The sequence below is a fragment of the Bartonella sp. AC62GZZY genome, from assembly GCF_042196525.1.
GTDB lineage: Bacteria > Pseudomonadota > Alphaproteobacteria > Rhizobiales > Rhizobiaceae > Bartonella.
The window spans coordinates 38,147-56,888 of record NZ_JBHIQN010000005.1; the positions used below are offsets into that span (position 1 = coordinate 38,147).

Below are 18,742 nucleotides of genomic sequence, written 5' to 3' on the forward strand. Positions count from 1 at the left end.
CTTTGAATAGAGAGAGGCTTTTTATGCAAAAAATGCCATGTTATTGCTTATTGATGTTTTTGTTTTAAAGTTGACACTATTGCGCGATTTTCCTCCATGAGGTAAATAATGTATAATCTTTTGGATAACTTTTGACGTATAGAGGCTTTTTGACTTCAATATAAGGTGCAAGTTTACGCTATACTTTTTACCAGCTTTTAGTATCATAACTGCTGTTGCATTTAATGATTCATAAGAAGCATTTTGGCTGTTTTTTTTGCAAGATTTTTATTCATACATCAATCCTATTTATGATGTTTTAAGAGAATGGTATTGAAATAGGGGTGAAATGAGAGAATTTTACGATATTTGGGTTCCTTTCTTAAATAGGTAAAAAAATTTATTCATTATAAATCAGAATGTTATAATGGTAGATGAGAAAAGAATATTTTAGGAGAGCATTAACAGTTCTATACCTGCTTCGTTCATAGTTTTAAGCATAGTGTTTAGTGATCCGTTTACATCAATACCAGCACAAGCATTTAATGAAACACTGACTTTAAAACCGTATTGTATGGCGTGAAGAGCAGAGAATCCGACACAAAAATCAGTTGCTAAGCCGCACATAATGAGCTTGGTAAAACCATGTTCTTTGAGATAAACATGTAAACCTGTTGGTGTTTTTTGATCATTTTCAAGAAAGGCAGAATAACTATCCATTTTTGGATTATAGCCTTTTCTAAGGATAAGTTGTGCCTTTTCCACTCTAAGAGATGTATGAAACTCTGCTCCTTGTGTTCCTTGTATACAATGATCAGGCCAAAGTATTTGAGGACCATAGTCAAGAGTGACTGTATCATAGGTTTTTTTTTCAGGGTAGCAGGAAGCAAAGCTGCAATGGTTTTTGGGATGCCAGTCTTGGGTTAAGATAACGTGATCAAAATGATTTATGAGATTATTGATGGCGGGTAAAATAGTATCACCTTGTGGTACTGCAAGTGCTCCACCAAGTAAGAAGTCATTTTGAACATCAATGACGATTAAGGCTTTTTTTTCCATAAATATATTCCTTATAGGAGACGCGCTTTTATCGTATTTTTAAAAAGCTATATTTCGCCTTGAAGTTTTGAAATGAGTTGCTGAATATTGATACTATTTTTACAGTTATCAAGCCAAAAGAGGGGAATGGATAAGTTTTTACAATTTGTTTTATAGTTTTTTACGAATTGTAACCACGTACCAATGGGGAGTGCACTGTAATCATTTGTTGCTACGTGTTGATGCAATGCCTTCATGATCATTGGGCTTGGGACGTCAGATCCCATAAGGCGGCAGTCATTTTGTAAACGTAATTTAAGCCACATCAAGGAAAGGGGTGAAGTCCATTGTTTCCCGTAACAAAAAATCGATGAAAAAAGGGAAGGATTTTTTACGGCGTAATATAAAGCCCATAAGGCAAAAAAAGAAGGCGCGTAGAGAATTGCTTTTCTTTCTGGTATCCTATCACATTGATAAGTTGGTTTAATACGATAAAAATACAAGGTTATATCTGGTATGGAAAAGATGGGCAATGTTTGATAACATGTTTCAGGGACAGCTAAAAAGATTTGCTTTTTGCTTTTTGAGGCGATGTTTTTTTGCATTCAGAACCATACTGGGGCTTGTGAGATTAGAAAAAATGTACCAATATAAAGCGAAAAGCTTTTGATACGGTGTAAGCACTATTTACTGTACAGTTTCAAAAAGCGAAAGCAATTTTTTCAAACCCTAATCTTTAATATCGCGCAATATAAAGAGAAATTTATGGCACGTCAATTTATCTATCATATGGCTGGGCTCAACAAGTCTTACGGCAATAAAAAAATCTTAGAAAATATTCATTTGTCTTTCTATCCAGATGCGAAGATCGGTATTTTAGGGCCAAATGGTGCTGGTAAATCAACGATTTTACGTATTATGGCTGGGCTAGATAAGGAATATACAGGAGAAGCATGGCTTTGTGAAGGAGCGCGCTGTGGCTATCTACCACAAGAGCCTTTGCTTGATGCAAGCAAAGATGTGCGCGGCAATGTGATGGAAGGTGTTGCAGATAAACAGGCAATTCTTGAGCGTTATAACGAATTGATGATGAATTATAGCGAAGAAACGGCTGATGAAAGTGCACAGCTTCAGGATATTATTGATAGTCAGAATCTTTGGGATTTAGAAAGTCAAGTGGAAATGGCTATGGCTGCTCTTGGATGTCCGCCAGCCAATGGGGATGTCACAAAACTTTCTGGTGGTGAGAAGCGGCGTGTTGCGCTTTGTAAATTACTTTTGTCAAAACCTGATTTATTACTTTTGGATGAACCGACAAACCATTTAGATGCTGAAACGACGGCTTGGCTTGAGAGGCATCTACGTGAATATCCTGGGGCTGTGCTTTTGATAACCCATGATCGTTATTTTCTCGACAATGTAACGGGTTGGATTTTAGAATTAGATCGCGGTAGAGGTATTCCTTATGAGGGGAACTATTCTGCTTATTTGGGGGCTAAAGCCAAGCGTTTGGCTCAGGAAGGCCGTGAAGAGGCAGCGCGTCAACGTGCTTTATCACGTGAGCAAGAATGGATCGCTTCTAGTCCAAAAGGGCGACAAGCAAAGTCAAAAGCTCGGATTAAGGCTTATGATGAGTTGGTTCAAGCAGCACGTGAGCGCCGTCCTGGAGAGGCGCAAATCATTATTCCTATTGGAGAAAGGTTAGGACAAGTTGTTATTGAGGTTGATAATCTCTCTAAAGCTTATGGTGAACGTGTATTGATTGATTCTCTTTCTTTTAAACTTCCTGCTGGCGGCATTGTCGGCGTTATTGGTGCCAATGGTATGGGAAAGTCGACCTTGTTTAAAATGTTAACGGGACAGGAAAATCCCGATTCAGGTCAGATACGTATCGGTGAAACAGTTCACATGAGTTATGTGGATCAGAGTCGCGATTCCTTGGTGGGGGATAAAACTGTTTGGGAGGAAATTTCTGGTGGAAATGACATTATTAAATTAGGCAAATATGAGATGAATAGCCGCGCTTATTGCGGGGCTTTTAATTTCAAGGGGGCAGATCAGCAGCAGAAGGTGGCAAATTTATCAGGAGGGCAGCGCAATCGCGTACATTTGGCGAAACTTCTAAAAGAGGGGGGGAATGTGCTTCTTCTTGATGAACCGACAAATGATCTTGACACTGAAACATTGGGTGCATTGGAAGATGCATTGGAAAATTTCGCTGGTTGTGCAGTTATCATATCGCATGATCGTATGTTTCTTGATCGATTGGCAACACATATTTTAGCCTTTGAAGGTGATGGTCATGTAGAATGGTTTGAAGGTAATTTTGCTGAATATGAGGCTGATAAAGTTCGTCGTCTTGGGGCGGAATCTCTTAATCCTAAGCATGCAAATTATAAACCTCTTACACGCTAGAATTTTTATTTTATCGCAACTTTGTTGGAATAATAGTGTATTTTATTGTGTTTGTTATTTCATAAATAAAGTGTGTGTGTGCTCTGTGGAAGTTTTTATTCATTGAAAAAAGTAAGAGACATCTTATGAAATTATGACCTAAATAGGGTTATTCTACTCATGATATATAACCGGTTATTGCTTGTAAAATTGCAATGAAAAGGAGGAGATGAAGAGTATAGTATTACTTCTACAAATGCTCTGGTCATTGAGCATTATCGTCTTTACTTAATAAAGATGCAAGCTGACACTATCATATTATTTATTTTTTCTCAATGGTATGCAGTTCTTGTTTTGAGGTGGGCATAAAAGGTATTTTTATCTATATGTTCCCTCCGTTTATGTGCTGTAAGAGAATGATTTGGATTGATTTATCATAAATAGATTTGAAATGAGAAAAATTTATGGTGTTCTGGTTTTTTATTCAAGTTAAAATGAATGAATTATTATTATAAATCAATGTATTATCATTATAACGAGAAACAGATGGATAAGATCTGTTCGTTTTTTACATGAGCCTATTTTTTTCATAGTATGATAAAATAGAGAGCACAAAATAGATGAGAATATGCGTTGTATGCTTGACTTTTTTTCCTATAAACAAATGTTTATAGGAATGTTTAGGGGATAATTATGAAAAAAAGTACAAGTTTAGATGCAATAATTGAGCTGCTGAAAGCGGTTGCAGAAGTAAGCCATTTACGTGTTCTTACGCTCTTGCGTCATGAAGATTTAACAATCCCTGATTTTATTTTTATTCTTGATCAGTCGCAAGCATGTATATCACGATATTTACGTTTATTGTACGAAGCACAATTGATTGAGCGTTATCAGAAGGGGGATAGCCTTTATTTTAAGCTTTGTCATGATTTTGGGGGTAAAGACATTGTGATGGGTATTCTTTCGTCTTTACCAAAGAATGATGTGTTGTTAGCGCATGATTTAGAACGTTTGAAGGATGTTAAAAAGCAGCGTCAAAAAAGGAGGAAGAAGCATTTCTTACAAAATGCGTTGCAACGGGATGTATTACGGTCATCCTGTATGGCAGATCGTGGTGTAGAAAACTCTTTACTTGAAATCATTGGCGATAAACCATTTCAGATGATGCTGAATATTGGAAGAGGTGGAGACTCTATCTTAAAATTGTTTTCTAATCTTTATACGCATGCGGTTGAAGTTGTGCTTGATAGCGATGTTTTTCACTTGTCTGTTGGAGATACAACTTTTGATTTAGTTATTCTTCATTGGGTTTTACATTTTCTTGAAAATCCTGAAATGTTTCTTCATGAGATATCAAGTGTTTTGCGTCCCTATGGGCGTTTATTGATTGTGGATTTGGGTTATCATAAAGCTGATTCTTCACATTTTGATCAAGCACATATGCGTCTTGGATTTTCGACTTTACAAATAGAAAAGTGGCTAAAAAATGCCGGACTTATGCTAGAGCAAACAGTTTGTCTTACTCCTATACAAAATGAAAATAGTAAGGAGGGCATGGTTACACTTTGGCTTGCTCGTGATCCGCGTTTATTAGTTGACGATATCAAAGATAAACAAGTAGATTTTGCATAAATCGCGTTTGTTAACGCACTTTATTCTCTGATTTTTCTCAAGGAATAGCGTAGAGATAAAACTTTATTCAATCATTGATAAGCTATTGTTTTTTACATTTGTATTATGTTTTTATATGGGAGTATTGGTGTTTTATAGCGGCGTGTAGGCTGTATAATGAAACACCTTCTATAGAGTTAAGCCTATGAGGATCATTATTTAAGGTGTCCTGATATTATATTTTATTAGCCAATATATTGATTTTAAAAGATCATTGATTTTTTTAAACTCAATAAGAGGTTTGAATACAGGAATGTTGTCTCATTTCAAATTTCCTGTTTCAGAATCCGAAAGAGTCTGTTTGTCTGCTACAAAAGAAGGTATTTATCTTAATGATACCGTTTGTAAAAGAAAATACATCTTTCATACATTTTCTAAATGTGAGAGCGGCTGCAATATGATATAATGCCGCACAATATAATATAGTGAAGGCTCATACCTTTATAAATGTCAAAGATGGTGGTGCCCAATAGATCTTAAAATGTCTCTTTAAAACAGGTTTTTAGATAAGGAGTACCTTGGAACTTTTAGTGAGGGGTGCAAAAAGATGCTCTAAAAAGACGAAAAAGTAAAAGGGTAAGACAATGCATTATATTCATAAAATAAGATCGGCGATGATCTAGGGATAGTTTGTGGCTGAAAGTAGGAAAAAAAGCGTGATATTACACTAAAGTTTCGTATCTCTTTATCATGAGAAGTTATGAAGGTTATTAAATAAGTCCATTGTTTTTGCCAAAAGTATTTTCTTTCTTTTTATGTTTGCCGCTCATCTTATGACGCAGTCCGTGGGTATAGCGTAAAATTGATAGGGCACCATCGTCTTTAGTTTAAGTAAAAGTTGTAAGTAGGCATCATCGTTTTATGTTTTTTATCCATATGCTTCTTCTTGTTTGTGATGTGCGATAGTATGGCTATTCATTAATTCAATAGACGAAGATTGAAAATAAGGGAACCTTACGTTCTTGAGATCTCTCATGTAAATTGTAAAATGATGAGTTCTGATTGTAAATCAATGAATTGTTTACGTTAGAAGAACAGACTATAAAAATTTTTGAGCATAGAAACTACTGTGTGTATTACTTTACGGGATCATTTAAATGATAGAGATTAAGAGAAAATGTCTGCGTTGATTTCGGTTTGTTATGTTAAAATGAGTTAGAGACTGTTGGTTATTGTAAAATGGTTTATCGTTACTTGGAATGACGATGGGGCGTGATTCGAAACAAATACCTTCAGAGTTCTCATTTTCTCATAAGATTAAGCTGTTTAAGTTCCTCATTGATTGTTACATGAAGGATGTAACAATATTTTAATGATCATTTACAGAAATTTTTTATAAATATAGATAAGATTTTATTTCTCTAATTTATTGTTTTATATGAATAATTCATAGCTTTCTTGCAAGAAGATGTTTTCCATTTTTTACGGTTATTTGTGTAAGATTTTAAAAATCTACGTTTTTCTTTTTGTGGTGATTGCTGTTGGAAAAGCGATTCTACTTTTACATAGTTTAATTTTTATAGGGTGGATACGTAGAAATTACTGTTTTTTAATATGATCATCAGAGTTATGAAAGAAACTATTTAAAAGTTATAATGATCGTAGATTCTAATTGATGCTTCTTGAAATAAAATTGCTTCAAATTGGGTCATTTTGAACTTTTTTTGCCTAAATTTAAACATTTTTAAATAATTTATAATTCTTTTATGTTTTTTTGCGTAGAAGATGATAAGAATTTCTTGTTGTTTAAAGAATTTTATTCCATAGCAAGAATATTGCATCGGCTATCTTAGTGGTTGATGTAAGAGGACAATCGGGGAACCTCCTCCCCCCCCCCCGCGTGGATCCCCTAGATTGTCTGGCCTGACTGAGGATTTCCTCAGTCAGGCTTTTTATAATTGTTTTAGGGGATGTGTAAGGTTTTATAGGGGGGAAGTGTAAGATCTGTTATTGTTTCGCCTATAGTACGTAAATATGTAGAGGGGGATGTCTTGTTAGGCGGATAGTGTTAGCGTATTTATTTTGAATAATTTGATTTTTCTTTATTGAGGCATTGTTGAATGCTATAAGGGAAATCGTAAAGGGAAGCTATGTTTGTATTCTGTGATCTTTAGGTAAGAGATAATGGAATCTTTTTCGCATCGTATTATTTTTATTTTATTTGTGTTTTTTATTTTTGGCGCTGTCTTTTTTGCTTTTCAAAGTGGTGTTGTTTATCAGTTTTTTCCCGGTCACTCTTCTTTGTCTTCTCAGCAGCTTGATGTAACAGAGGAGGAGTTATTAGAGAGATTATCCGTATCTTTTCCAGATATCATCAAGCATCTTTCTAAAATGACCCCTCAACAGCAAGAGTTGTTTATTGCGCAGCTGCGTCGTGATGTAATTGCGCTTGCTTCTAAAAGTGGGCAGAGTCGTGAACAGGCTCAAAAATCTGGTGAAACTGTTGCTATGGCTCTCTCGAAAGCGATTTCTCGTCCTTCCATTGCTAATGCTTATTTTTAGCTATTTTTTTAATCGCGCTTTTGGGTTTTATTTTAAGGAGCAAGAGCTTTTCGTGAAGTCTTGAAAAGTGCGAGGAGATAATCAATTTGTAAGGTATTAACAAAATTTATCTCTCAAAAGGTAAGCAATTGGAGTATAAGGGTAATGTTGCAATCATTACAGGAGTGATAGAAAGTCTATCAAGGGTATTGGTCCAAGTTAATTGCATTATCAATCGCTACAATGACAAAAGCAGTATTGACTATAATAAAACACGTTAACCGCATTTTATATGCCGGTTATTTTTTTTATTTGATATGAGAAAATAAAAAATTTTAAAGGATTTAAGCTTTTTTATTCTACGGATTTTAGGATATTTATCCACTTGTATGATTTCTGAAAATGAGGTGTAAGGCTGATAAGATGATAGTCTGTGACAAAGAAAAAATATTTGAATGAAGATGAGAGGTCTATTTTTATTTAAAAAGGCTTTGGGGGTATTGAGCTTTCTAACATTTTTCAAAAAAATAGACACAAGTAATTGTTAAGCTTTGTTGTAGGAAAAAAACGGATATAACTTTTTTAGTATATTGTTTTATAATGATAATTTATCATTTTATATTGAATGAGAATCTTAAGAATTATAAAATCCTCTCATTTTAAATTTATCCATGGTGAAAAAATCAAAATCAGTTTCTTGTATACCACAAGTGGGAGGCTTGTGTGGATAAAAACTCTTTTAAAAAGGAATTAAAAAGCTTCTTTGAGATATCTTGAGAGCTAAAAGTCTGTTGCAATATTTTGAATTGGTAAATAGCGTATGATGGTTTTTGTATATCTATGGACTCCTTATGCACAGTGATGGAGGTAGGGGTTGATTTTAGTCAATGGTTTATTGGGGGCATAAAGAATGCTGCGCGTGTTTATTGGTTAGAAAGAAGCATCAATAACGGGTTTTATTTTTGTGAAACTTTTGCGATATCGAGGATCTTTGGTAAAGATGATCTCGTCTCTATTGCTTTGTGGGATTGATATCAATAAAAAATTTAATCATCGTATATAAAAAAATATCATATCTTTTTAAAGTGCTATTTTGTAATATAAAAATTGATTGATACAATAGATATAGCAGAACTTGATAGAATATATCATTTTAGTTAATATGATATAAGTTTAATTATAGGCTTTTAATTTTTTTATTTGATGATATAGAGAAGTCTATAATTTTTGTATAAAGAGTTTTTCTTTTTATACAGAACTTTATCTTGAAATTGTCTTAATATTTCCCTTTTCAAGCCGTTCTTTTGCTTTCTTTTTTTGTACAATGCATTCGAAAATTATTTGCGGTTAGAATTTGAGAATTTTTGAGTGAGAGAAAGAAAATGCAATTTTTGAAAATTTTGTTAAATACAGCGTGTGCTGTATTTTTTGTATTTGATATAAGTTGGGCTCATAGTGTTTTAAATGTTGCAGAAGCAAAAGAAGGCTTAGGGAGTGTTGCTTCTCAGATTTCTAATCGTCCTTATGAGTTTCTTATTCAGAAATTTGCAAATAAGTATAATATTCCGGTTAATTTAGCACATGCTGTTGTAAAAGTTGAAAGTAATTATAAGGCAGGTATAAAGGGGGCTGCTGGCGAAATAGGTTTGATGCAAATTAAACCCTCTACGGCACGAGGGTTGGGCTTTAGTGGTTCTGTACAGGATTTGTACGATCCTGCGACCAATCTTGAATATGGTATGCGTTATTTGGCACGGGCCTATAAACTCAGTGGTGGAAGTACGTGTGGTACAATCCTTAAATATAACGCAGGTCATGCTGCAAAAAAAATGAATTCCATTTCAGCGAAATATTGCGCAAAAGTAAAGACTTATCTGGCTTCATTAAAATAAAAACATCTGTTGAGAGAGGTTTGTCATAAAATATTTTAAGATGCTATTTTCACGGAGCAAAAAATGTTTTATAAACAGTATGTCAGTCGGCTGGGCAGCCGCGCTTGTCCAATGCTGAAAGGCGGCAGGTGAGGAAAGTCCGGGCTCCATGGAAAGACGGTGCCGGGTAACACCCGGCGGGGGTGACCCTAGGGAAAGTGCCACAGAAAGTAAACCGCCTATTTTTATAGGTAAGGGTGAAAGGGTGGAGTAAGAGCCCACCGCGCATTCAGTAATGAATGTGGCAAGGTAAACCCCACCGGGAGCAAGACCAAATAGAAATGACGTGCAAAATTTAATTTGCAGCCGATTTCCGGGCGAGTCATTCGGGTAGGTTGCACGAGGCGGATGGTAACATCCGTCCCAGATGAATGGTTGCCATGTAAAGTGTAAGCTTTACTCTACAGAACCCGGCTTATAGGCCGACTGATATTTCATGATGATACGCGATATTTTATAAGATCAATTATATATGGTCTTTTATGGAGTCTATGTGTTTGAAATGGACACTTGAGCAAAGAGTGTTTTAAAAAATTATAACATTTCTTTAAGTATAATGCGTTAGGATCTGTTTTAGGATAACTTTAGTTTTTTCGTTCATTGTGATTAATGTGAAAGTTGAAGGCCAGGTTATTCTAAGATCAGTTGCCATGAGAGAGCTGTTGATTTAAGACAGCATAACTTCAAGACGGATTATTTTGATAAAGCAGGATCAAAGAGCTGAACGCCATATTCCAGTGTTGTTACAGCCAGTTTTGGCTGGGCTTATGCCATTGGTTGGAGCAAAAGTGATTGATGGCACCTTTGGTGCTGGTGGTTACACGCGCGCTTTGTTAAAGGCAGGGGCACAGGTGATTGCTCTTGATCGTGATCCTCATGCTATCAGTGCAGGACAATTGCTTGTTGAAGAATTTTTTCCACGCCTTCGTTTGGTCCATATGGCGTTTTCACAGCTTGATCGTGTCGTTGAAGAGAAGGTGGATGCAGTTATTTTGGATATTGGTGTCTCTTCAATGCAGCTTGATGAAGCAGAAAGAGGTTTTTCTTTTCAAAAAGATGGGCCATTGGACATGCGAATGGCTCAGACTGGTTTTACAGCTAGCGATGTTGTCAATCATTTAAAAGCAAGAGATTTGGCACGTATTTTTAAGGTATTAGGAGAAGAGCGTTATGCGGGACGAATTGCACGGATGATTGAAACGCGTCGTGTTGTTCAGCCTTTTTTGCGTACGGGTGATTTGGCGTATGCTATCGAAACGTTGATAGGACGTAAACCGGGAGATCGTATTCATCCTGCAACACGTGTATTTCAGGCTCTTCGTATCTATGTTAATGATGAAATTGGTGAATTGGCGCGTGGTTTATTTGCTGCTGAACGCGTTTTAAAAGCTGGAGGCCGTTTGGGGGTTGTCAGTTTTCATTCTCTTGAAGATCGTATGGTCAAAAGATTTTTTTCGACTCGTTCTGGAGAACGTATGAGATCACGCTATCTGCCAGAAATAAAGGCTGCTCCAGCAACATTTTTTCCTTTGTTTAGAGGTGGGATCACGGCAACTAAAGAGGAGTTACAGAAAAATCCTCGTTCACGTTCTGCGCGGTTGCGTATTGGTGTACGGACTGAAGCAGAGGCTCTTACAGAAGATATGAAATTATTTAGTTTAGCAGAGATTGCCAGTTTTGAAGGCGGCAAGAAATGACAGTTTTTCGTACATTTGATATGATTTTAGTGATGATTATGATTTGTATGGCAGGTCTTACTTATAAGGTAAAATATGATGTTCAAAAACGAATGAATGAAGTTCTTCATCTTGAGCATGAAATTGCTGCAGCAAAAAATACGGTGAGTTTGCTTCATGCTGAGTGGGCTGTGATGATCAAGCCTTCGCGCATGCAAAAACTTGCGAAACGTTATCAAAAAGAACTTGGATTAGAAGTTATACAGCCGCGTCAAATCGTAGAATTTAAAGACATTCCGGTACGGGTACATGATCCAATTGAAGAATTGATTAAACAAAATATCTTGGAAGATAATCAAGATATTTTGGCAAATCGTCGGGATTCTCAGATGAATGGTGTTGTCCAAAAAGGCGTGCAGTGATGAAGTCGACTTTTTTATTCTTACAGAAGAAAAAGCACTTTAAGAATTCGTTGAATAATCATAATGTTTCTGTTCGTCGTCCCTATTCTAGTCGTCCACGTTTGCTTTTTTCGTTGTTCTGCTTTTTAGTTTTATATGGCATCATGGGGGCTTGCCTTATTTCTTATGGGTTGGAAGGTGGACAGATTGAAGAAGCAAAGGGGCCAGGAGTTCTTCAACTGACGGCGCGGCCTGATATTGTTGATCGTAATGGTCGTTTATTGGCAACAGATATTAAAACTTATTCACTTTTTGCTGAGCCACGACGTATTATTGATGTGGATGAAACCATTGAATTGCTCTCAACAGTTTTGCCTGATCTTAATTGGCAGGAAACCTATAAGCGCTTAAAAAGAAAAACTGGTTTTTCTTGGATACAGCGTGGGTTAACACCAATGCAGAAGACACAAATTATGGCCCTTGGTATTCCAGGAATTGGTTTTCGGACTGAAATTCGTCGTTTTTATCCCGATGGACCTGTAACTTCCCATATTCTCGGCATGGTGAATGTTGATAATCAAGGTATTGCAGGTATGGAAAAATATATTGATGATGCGGGTTTGAGTGCTCTGCGTGCTGCTGGTCTTGCCATGGAAGAATCATTAAAACAAGTTCAGCTTTCGATCGATGTGCGACTTCAGGCAATTGTCCATGATGAACTTATTCAGGCTATGAAGCGTTATAAGGCAATTGCTGCAGGAGCTGTTATTTTAAATATACATACGGGGGAAGTTTTGGCGTTGGCATCTCTACCAGATTTTGATCCTGGAAATCCTATTGAAGCTTTAAAAAGTGATCGTCTCAATCGGATGACGGCCGGAACATTTGAAATGGGATCGATTATTAAAAGTTTTACGACTGCCATGGCACTTGATTCCAATATTTTTCATTTAAACAGTATTATTGATGCTTCAAAGCCCATAAAAGCAAGTAGTGGATATATTATTCATGATTTTCACGGAAAAAATCGTCCCTTAACGTTATGGGAGGTTTTTGTTTATTCTTCCAATATTGGTTCTGCTAAAGAAGCATTAGCGATAGGGATTGATAAACATCGTGATTTTTTGCAAAAACTTGGGCTACTGGATCGACTCGTAACAGAGTTGCCTGAAGTTGCTCATCCTATTGTGCCACATCATTGGAAGGATATCCAATCTATGACGATTGCTTTTGGGCATGGTATGGCAACAACTCCCTTGCAAACAGCTGTTGGGGCTGCTGCTTTAATGAATGGTGGTTGGTTAATTGCTCCGACATTTTTAAAACGGACAAAAGAACAAACTTTGCACCATGCAAAACGGGTTTTGCATGCTAAAACAAGTCAAAATATGCGTTACCTTTATCAATTAAATAGTGAGATTGGGTCTGGACGTAATGCAAAAGTAGAAGGTTATCGTGTAGGTGGTAAGACAGGAACAGCTGAGAAAGTTGAAAATGGAAAATATTCTAAAACAAAAAATTTCAATAGTTTTCTTGCTGCTTTTCCTATTGATGATCCTGCTTATGTTGTTTTAACAATTATCGATGAACCAAAGCCTGCAGAGGGACAGCGTTCATCAACAGCGGCGATGAATGCTGGACCAATGCTTGCTAATATTGTTCGTCGCACAGCTAGTTTTCTTGGTGTAAAACCCGATTTTAAAAAAGAATATGAGTCTCTTTTAAGTAAAAAGAGCAATTCAAGTTTCGTTAAACAACGGTAAAATAAATATAAAGGTGCGTTATCATGTTGTTGGGAACAGTTTTTACAGAATGTGTTGAAGATGAAAGTCTTTCTTCAATAGCAATAACAGGAATAAGTGTGGATTCTCGGCAAGTTTTGCCGGGCTATGTTTTTGTTGCTGTTCAAGGGAAAAAAAGTGATGGAAGACACTATATAGATGACGCGATAAAGCGTGGCGCACGAGCAATCGTTACAGACTGTCATGCTGTTCTTGAGGATTTATCTGTTCCCATTTTACGTGTTTCTAATGTTCGTCATAGTTTAGCGTTGGCAGCTGCACGTTTTTACGGTTCTCAGCCGGAAACAGTTGTTGCTGTGACTGGTACAAGTGGTAAAACATCTGTTGTCTCTTTTCTTCGGCAAATTTGGACTCATGTTGGATTTTGTGCAGCGAGTATAGGAACGGTTGGTGTTGTTTCTCCTAAACGGAATGTTTATGGTTCTCTCACAACACCTGATCCGGTCGTCTTGCACCGTCTTCTTTGTGAAATTTCTCATGAAGGTGTGACGCATGCCGCTCTTGAAGCTTCTTCGCATGGGCTTGATCAAGGACGACTTGATGGAGTCCGTTTAACGGCTGGTGCCTTTACTAATTTAGGGCGAGATCACATGGATTATCACACGGGGGTAGAGGATTATTTGCGGGCTAAAATGAGGTTGTTTGATACACTTTTGCCTGTATCTGCTCCTGCTTTGATTTTTGCTGATGATGTTTATTCACAAAAGGTTATTGATGTTGTTACACAAGCCCGCCGCCGTGTCTTGACAATTGGACGTAAGGGGCAATTTATCACGATTAATCGTGTCGAACATCAACGCTCCAAACAGTGTATTGAGTGTCGTGTGGAAAACAATATTTATACATTTGATTTGCCTTTAGCTGGAGATTTTCAGGTAGCTAATGCGCTTATGGCAGCGGGGTTAGCCATTGCAACGGGCGTTTCACCTCGTAAGGTTTTTCCTGCGCTTGAAACTTTGCAGGGGGCTCCTGGGCGGTTAGAGTTTGTGGGAAAGACAGAAAATAATGCGCTTGTTTATATTGATTATGCTCATAAACCAGAAGCTTTGGAGCAGGTTTTGCTTTCTGTTCGTCCCTTTACGCAAGGACGCTTGATCGTTGTTTTTGGTTGTGGAGGAGATCGTGATCAAGGAAAAAGACCTTTGATGGGAAAAATTGCGGCAGATAAAGCGGACATTGTTATTGTAACAGATGATAATCCTCGAACAGAAATGCCAGAAAAAATACGTAAAGATATTTTACAGGCGGTGCCAACAGCAATAGAGATAGCAGATCGTGGTGAAGCTATTTCTTACGCGGTGGAGCTTTTGAAAGCTGGTGATACACTCATCATTGCTGGAAAAGGTCATGAGGATGGCCAAATTATAGGGCAGACAACTTATCCTTTTTCAGATCGTCTGAAAGCGATAGAAGCTTTAGAGGACCGAAAGAAATGACAGCTTTATGGGATAAGCAAGCACTTGTTGCTGCAGTTAATGGTGTTGTAATGGGAAGCTTGCCAGAAACTTTTTCTGGGGTTTCCATTGATAGTCGTACTCTTGCGGAAGGGGATGTTTTTTTCTGCATTAAAGGGCACCATCTTGATGGTCATGATTTTGCTGCGCAAGCTTATGAACGAGGTGCAGGCGTTCTTATCGTTGCGGAACACCGTTTGAGGGATATGAAAAAGATATTGGCTCCACTCATTGTCGTTCCTGATGTTTTGCAAGCCTTAGAACAACTTGCACAAGCTGCACGCAAACGTTCAAGAGCTAAGATTATCGCGATAACAGGATCGGTGGGAAAAACGACGACAAAAGAAGCTTTGAAACAAGCACTTGCAACGGCTGGGAATGTTCATGCGAATCTCGCTTCTTTAAACAATTGCTGGGGGGTTCCACTCACTTTAGCGCGGATGCCTATGGAGAGTGATTATGGTATCTTTGAAATTGGCATGAATCATAGAGATGAAATTCGCCCTCTGGTCAAGCTGGTTTGTCCGCATATTGCTCTCATTACGCATATTTGTGCAGGACATATGGGATTTTTCAAAGATCTTGAAGAAATAGCAAAGGCAAAAGCTGAAATTTTTGAAGGATTGGATGAAGAAGGCATTGCCATTTTAAATGCGGATAGTGATTTTTTTTCTTATCTCGTTCAAAAAGCAAAGAAATGCGGTGTAAAGAAGATCTTAAGCTTTGGTGGGACTAAAGATGCTGATTATCAAGCGCGAGATATACGTCTTCTAACCGATAGTTCTTCTATGATTGTGCGTATTGGGGGGCGGGATAAGGAGGTTCAAATTGGGGCTCCGGGACGCCATATTGTGCAAAATAGTTTAGGGGTTATTGCTGCTTGTGATGCTATGGGGGTTGAGTTAGAGCCTGTTTTTCTTTCTTTTCGCCATTTTTCTTCTCAAAAGGGGCGAGGTGTTCGTTATCGACTGTCTTTATCAAATGGGGGTGAATTTTATCTCATTGATGAAAGCTATAATGCAAATCCTGCTTCTATGCGTGCTGCACTTGAGCTTCTTGCTACAGGACCTGTAGGAAAAGGGGGGCGGCGAATTGCTATTTTAGGGGATATGCTAGAGTTAGGGGAGTATAGTGAAAAGCTTCATCGTGATTTAATAAAACCAATACGTCTTTCCGGTGCTAATCCGGTTTTTCTATTTGGTGAGGCGATGAAATCTTTAGTCAGTGATTTGTCTGCTGGTGTTAAGGTTCATTATGCTGAAAATATTGAGAAAATTTTACCGCTTCTTTTAGCAGAAATTTCTCCTGGCGACCTACTTATGATTAAATCATCCAATAGCCTTTGTTCATCAAATATTGTGACTGCATTGCTTGATCGCTATAAAGCAGTTTCTTCATAGTTTTAAGAGGTTTTTTGTTCCATGATGCTGTTTTTTTCTTCGTTTAGTGATTGGCTTCCGGGTGTAAATGTTTTTCGTTATATTACTTTTCGCACGATAGCAGCTATGCTTACTTCGGGGCTTATCGTCTTTTTGTTTGGACCTAGCATCATTGCTTCTCTTAAATTGCGGCAAGGTAAGGGGCAACCGATTCGTGCTAATGGACCTCAAACACATTTTAAAAAGGCTGGAACACCTACAATGGGTGGATTAATGATTTTAATCGGCATTGTGGTATCGGCATTTTTATGGGGTAATTTATCGAATATTTACTTTTGGGTATCGCTATTGGTTATGCTTTCTTTTGGGGTAATTGGGTTTTATGATGATTATCTTAAGGTCACAAAACAAACAGACAAAGGATTTTCTGGGAAAGCACGGTTAAGCTTGGAGTTTTGTGTTGCGGCGATTGCTGCTTTTGCCATTCTGCAAATTGGCTCATCTGGATTAGCTTTGCCTTTTTTGAAAGATTATCTTATCAATTTGGGCTGGTTTTTTATTCCTTTTTCTGCTTTCGTCATTGTCGCGACGGGTAATGCGGTTAATTTGACGGATGGACTCGATGGGCTTGCTATTGTTCCTGTGATGGTTGCAGCCTTATCTTTTGCTCTGATTGCTTATCTTTCTGGTAATATGAATTTTGCTGATTATCTCCAAATCCATTATGTATCGGGAACAGGTGAATTGGCTGTTTTATTGGGAGCTGTTGTTGGGGCAGGGCTTGGATTTTTATGGTTTAATGCACCACCTGCAGCTATTTTTATGGGAGATACTGGATCGTTGGCTCTTGGAGGACTCTTAGGGACTGTTGCGGTTGCTACGAAGCACGAAATTGTTTTGGTTCTTATTGGTGGACTTTTTGTTGTGGAAGCTTTTTCGGTCGTTATTCAGGTTGGTTATTTCAAATTAACAAGAAAACGCGTGTTTCTTATGGCACCGATACATCATCATTTTGAGAAAAAAGGTTGGACTGAAAGCCAAGTGGTGATACGCTTTTGGATTATTTCGATTGTTCTCGCTCTCATAGGTCTTTCAACACTTAAATTGCGGTGAGAATGTGATTTCTGTTACGTGTTATAAAGGTCAAAAAGTTGCTCTGTTTGGATTGGGGCAGTCTGGACTAGCAACGGCACAAGCATTAATGTGTGGTGGTGCAGAAGTGGTGGCGTGGGATGATAGTCCTTCAAGCGTGCAGATGGCTTGTCGGCAAAATATTCCAACAAGAGATCTCCACGATGAGGACTGGTCAGAATTTGTTGCATTGGTTCTCGCTCCTGGAGTTCCTTTAAATTATCCTCAACCGCATTGGGTTGTTGAAAAGGCACGAAAAAAAAATATAGAAATTATTGGTGATATTGAATTGTTTGTTCGTGCACGCCATGATTTTTTACAGCATTATGGTTTTTGTGACCAAGATGTTCCGTTTATTGCGATTACGGGGACGAATGGAAAGTCGACAACAACGGCTTTGCTTACGCATTTATTGGAAAAAATGGGCTATGATGTGCAGATGGGGGGAAATATTGGAAAGGCAATATTGACGCTTAAGCCATTTGTTAAAAAACGTATTTATGTGATTGAATGTTCATCATTTCAAATTGATCTTACTCCCTCTCTTCAGCCAACCATTGGACTTTTATTGAATTTGACATCTGATCATATTGATCGACATGGAAGTTTTGCCTGTTATGTGCAAACCAAAAGGCATCTGATTGCTCAGGCTTCTCAGGCTTTTATTTCAGTTGATGATGCAGCTTGTCAGGTTTTATATCAACAGTTACTTCATGATGGGAAGCAAATTGAGGCAATTTCCAAGAATCATTTTGTTGAAAATGGTTTTTATGCAGATGGAACCAAGCTTTTTTCTGTTCGTCAAGGACAGCGTCATATGCTTGCAGATCTTGCTCCTATGGCGGTGTTACGTGGGAGTCATAATGCGCAAAATGCTCTTATGGCATTGGCAACATTGCAGGCTTTAAAAATAACAGATCCCTCTATAAAAAAGCATTTAGCAAGTTATAAAGGGTTGGATCATCGTATGCAGCAGGTGCGTAAAATGGGGGCGGTTTTGTTTATCAATGATAGCAAGGCGACTAATGCAGATGCAACAGCTCCTGCTCTTTCCACCTTTAATGATATTTTTTGGATTGTTGGGGGACAGGCGAAAAAGGGAGGAATAGAGTCTCTTAGAGAATTTTTTCCTAAAATTCGTAAAGCCTATTTGATTGGGAGTGCGGCGGAAGAATTTGCTCGCATTATTGGATCTGCTTTTCCCTTTTCTATGAGCTTAACTTTGAAAAATGCGGTGCGTGAAGCAGCTGTTGACGCAATAGGTTGTAAGGCAAAAGAGGTGACGGTTCTTTTGTCACCTGCTTGTGCAAGTTATGACCAATTTAAAAATTATGAAGAACGGGGCGAAGCATTTGTCTCTTTTGTGATGCAGTTACAATAAAAAGCATCAGTTATAAAAAAATAT

Annotated in this window: 14 protein-coding genes and 1 other RNA gene; 13 read left to right on the forward strand and 2 right to left on the reverse strand. The window is 37.6% G+C overall.

Going from position 1 to position 18,742, the window contains the following annotated elements:
• Positions 1 to 429 precede the first annotated feature (429 nt).
• Together pncA and ACFIML_RS04900 are read right to left on the reverse strand one after the other, a co-directional pair.
• Entirely contained in the window at positions 430 to 1,038 is a 609-nt protein-coding gene (gene pncA / locus ACFIML_RS04895; RefSeq protein WP_375606953.1) for a bifunctional nicotinamidase/pyrazinamidase, read from the reverse strand.
• Between the two features lie 47 nt (positions 1,039 to 1,085).
• Positions 1,086 to 1,622, reverse strand: coding sequence for a hypothetical protein (locus ACFIML_RS04900; RefSeq protein ID WP_375606954.1), 537 nt, complete (start codon positions 1,620 to 1,622; stop codon positions 1,086 to 1,088).
• Positions 1,623 to 1,782: 160 nt separating this feature from the next.
• Here ACFIML_RS04900 and ettA point away from each other — a divergent pair, with 160 nt between their 5' ends.
• From ettA to murD, 13 genes are all read left to right on the forward strand, one after another.
• Positions 1,783 to 3,432 (forward strand): energy-dependent translational throttle protein EttA, encoded by a 1,650-nt coding sequence (gene ettA / locus ACFIML_RS04905; protein WP_375606955.1) that lies wholly within the window; start codon positions 1,783 to 1,785, stop codon positions 3,430 to 3,432.
• Positions 3,433 to 4,104: 672 nt separating this feature from the next.
• On the forward strand, positions 4,105 to 5,043 hold the full coding sequence (locus ACFIML_RS04910) for an ArsR/SmtB family transcription factor (protein ID WP_375687519.1): 939 nt from the start codon (positions 4,105 to 4,107) through the stop codon (positions 5,041 to 5,043).
• 2,163 nt (positions 5,044 to 7,206) lie between these two features.
• Positions 7,207 to 7,584: a hypothetical protein gene (locus ACFIML_RS04915; protein ID WP_375615072.1), complete on the forward strand. Its 378-nt coding sequence runs from the start codon at positions 7,207 to 7,209 to the stop codon at positions 7,582 to 7,584.
• Positions 7,585 to 8,403: 819 nt separating this feature from the next.
• Positions 8,404 to 8,595 (forward strand): hypothetical protein, encoded by a 192-nt coding sequence (locus ACFIML_RS04920; protein WP_375687521.1) that lies wholly within the window; start codon positions 8,404 to 8,406, stop codon positions 8,593 to 8,595.
• Between the two features lie 350 nt (positions 8,596 to 8,945).
• Positions 8,946 to 9,455 carry a lytic transglycosylase domain-containing protein gene (locus ACFIML_RS04925; protein ID WP_375606959.1) on the forward strand — a complete coding sequence of 170 codons (510 nt, stop codon included), beginning with the start codon at positions 8,946 to 8,948 and terminating at the stop codon, positions 9,453 to 9,455.
• 82 nt (positions 9,456 to 9,537) lie between these two features.
• Positions 9,538 to 9,928: RNase P RNA component class A (rnpB, locus tag ACFIML_RS04930), an RNA gene on the forward strand.
• 264 nt (positions 9,929 to 10,192) lie between these two features.
• The gene (gene rsmH / locus ACFIML_RS04935) at positions 10,193 to 11,191 is read left to right on the forward strand and encodes a 16S rRNA (cytosine(1402)-N(4))-methyltransferase RsmH (protein ID WP_375609263.1); all 999 of its coding nucleotides are present in this window, start codon (positions 10,193 to 10,195) and stop codon (positions 11,189 to 11,191) included.
• Positions 11,188 to 11,592, forward strand: coding sequence for a hypothetical protein (locus ACFIML_RS04940; protein WP_375606961.1), 405 nt, complete (start codon positions 11,188 to 11,190; stop codon positions 11,590 to 11,592). The genes rsmH and ACFIML_RS04940 overlap by 4 nt, the downstream gene beginning before the upstream one ends.
• A complete protein-coding gene (locus ACFIML_RS04945; protein WP_375608229.1) occupies positions 11,592 to 13,334 on the forward strand; it encodes a peptidoglycan D,D-transpeptidase FtsI family protein in 1,743 nt (580 codons plus the stop codon). Before ACFIML_RS04940 ends, ACFIML_RS04945 begins: the two co-directional genes overlap by 1 nt.
• A gap of 23 nt (positions 13,335 to 13,357) precedes the next feature.
• Positions 13,358 to 14,809, forward strand: coding sequence for a UDP-N-acetylmuramoyl-L-alanyl-D-glutamate--2,6-diaminopimelate ligase (locus ACFIML_RS04950; RefSeq protein ID WP_375608230.1), 1,452 nt, complete (start codon positions 13,358 to 13,360; stop codon positions 14,807 to 14,809).
• Entirely contained in the window at positions 14,806 to 16,227 is a 1,422-nt protein-coding gene (gene murF / locus ACFIML_RS04955; protein ID WP_375608231.1) for a UDP-N-acetylmuramoyl-tripeptide--D-alanyl-D-alanine ligase, read from the forward strand. The genes ACFIML_RS04950 and murF overlap by 4 nt, the downstream gene beginning before the upstream one ends.
• A gap of 21 nt (positions 16,228 to 16,248) precedes the next feature.
• Positions 16,249 to 17,319 carry a phospho-N-acetylmuramoyl-pentapeptide-transferase gene (mraY, locus tag ACFIML_RS04960; RefSeq protein WP_375606965.1) on the forward strand — a complete coding sequence of 357 codons (1,071 nt, stop codon included), beginning with the start codon at positions 16,249 to 16,251 and terminating at the stop codon, positions 17,317 to 17,319.
• A gap of 4 nt (positions 17,320 to 17,323) precedes the next feature.
• Positions 17,324 to 18,718, forward strand: a complete 1,395-nt coding sequence (murD, locus tag ACFIML_RS04965; RefSeq protein ID WP_375608232.1) for a UDP-N-acetylmuramoyl-L-alanine--D-glutamate ligase — start codon at positions 17,324 to 17,326, stop codon at positions 18,716 to 18,718.
• The last annotated feature ends 24 nt before the right edge of the window (positions 18,719 to 18,742 follow it).

Excerpts from the sequence above, each read along its gene's own strand:
- pncA (WP_375606953.1), bottom strand. The coding sequence starts at position 1,038 with ATGGAAAAAAAAGCCTTAATCGTCATTGATGTTCAAAATGACTTCTTA.
- ACFIML_RS04900 (WP_375606954.1), bottom strand. The coding sequence starts at position 1,622 with ATGCAAAAAAACATCGCCTCAAAAAGCAAAAAGCAAATCTTTTTAGCT.
- ettA (WP_375606955.1), top strand. The coding sequence starts at position 1,783 with ATGGCACGTCAATTTATCTATCATATGGCTGGGCTCAACAAGTCTTAC.
- ACFIML_RS04910 (WP_375687519.1), top strand. The coding sequence starts at position 4,105 with ATGAAAAAAAGTACAAGTTTAGATGCAATAATTGAGCTGCTGAAAGCG.
- ACFIML_RS04915 (WP_375615072.1), top strand. The coding sequence starts at position 7,207 with ATGGAATCTTTTTCGCATCGTATTATTTTTATTTTATTTGTGTTTTTT.
- ACFIML_RS04920 (WP_375687521.1), top strand. The coding sequence starts at position 8,404 with ATGGACTCCTTATGCACAGTGATGGAGGTAGGGGTTGATTTTAGTCAA.
- ACFIML_RS04925 (WP_375606959.1), top strand. The coding sequence starts at position 8,946 with ATGCAATTTTTGAAAATTTTGTTAAATACAGCGTGTGCTGTATTTTTT.
- ACFIML_RS04940 (WP_375606961.1), top strand. The coding sequence starts at position 11,188 with ATGACAGTTTTTCGTACATTTGATATGATTTTAGTGATGATTATGATT.
- ACFIML_RS04945 (WP_375608229.1), top strand. The coding sequence starts at position 11,592 with ATGAAGTCGACTTTTTTATTCTTACAGAAGAAAAAGCACTTTAAGAAT.
- ACFIML_RS04950 (WP_375608230.1), top strand. The coding sequence starts at position 13,358 with ATGTTGTTGGGAACAGTTTTTACAGAATGTGTTGAAGATGAAAGTCTT.
- murF (WP_375608231.1), top strand. The coding sequence starts at position 14,806 with ATGACAGCTTTATGGGATAAGCAAGCACTTGTTGCTGCAGTTAATGGT.
- mraY (WP_375606965.1), top strand. The coding sequence starts at position 16,249 with ATGATGCTGTTTTTTTCTTCGTTTAGTGATTGGCTTCCGGGTGTAAAT.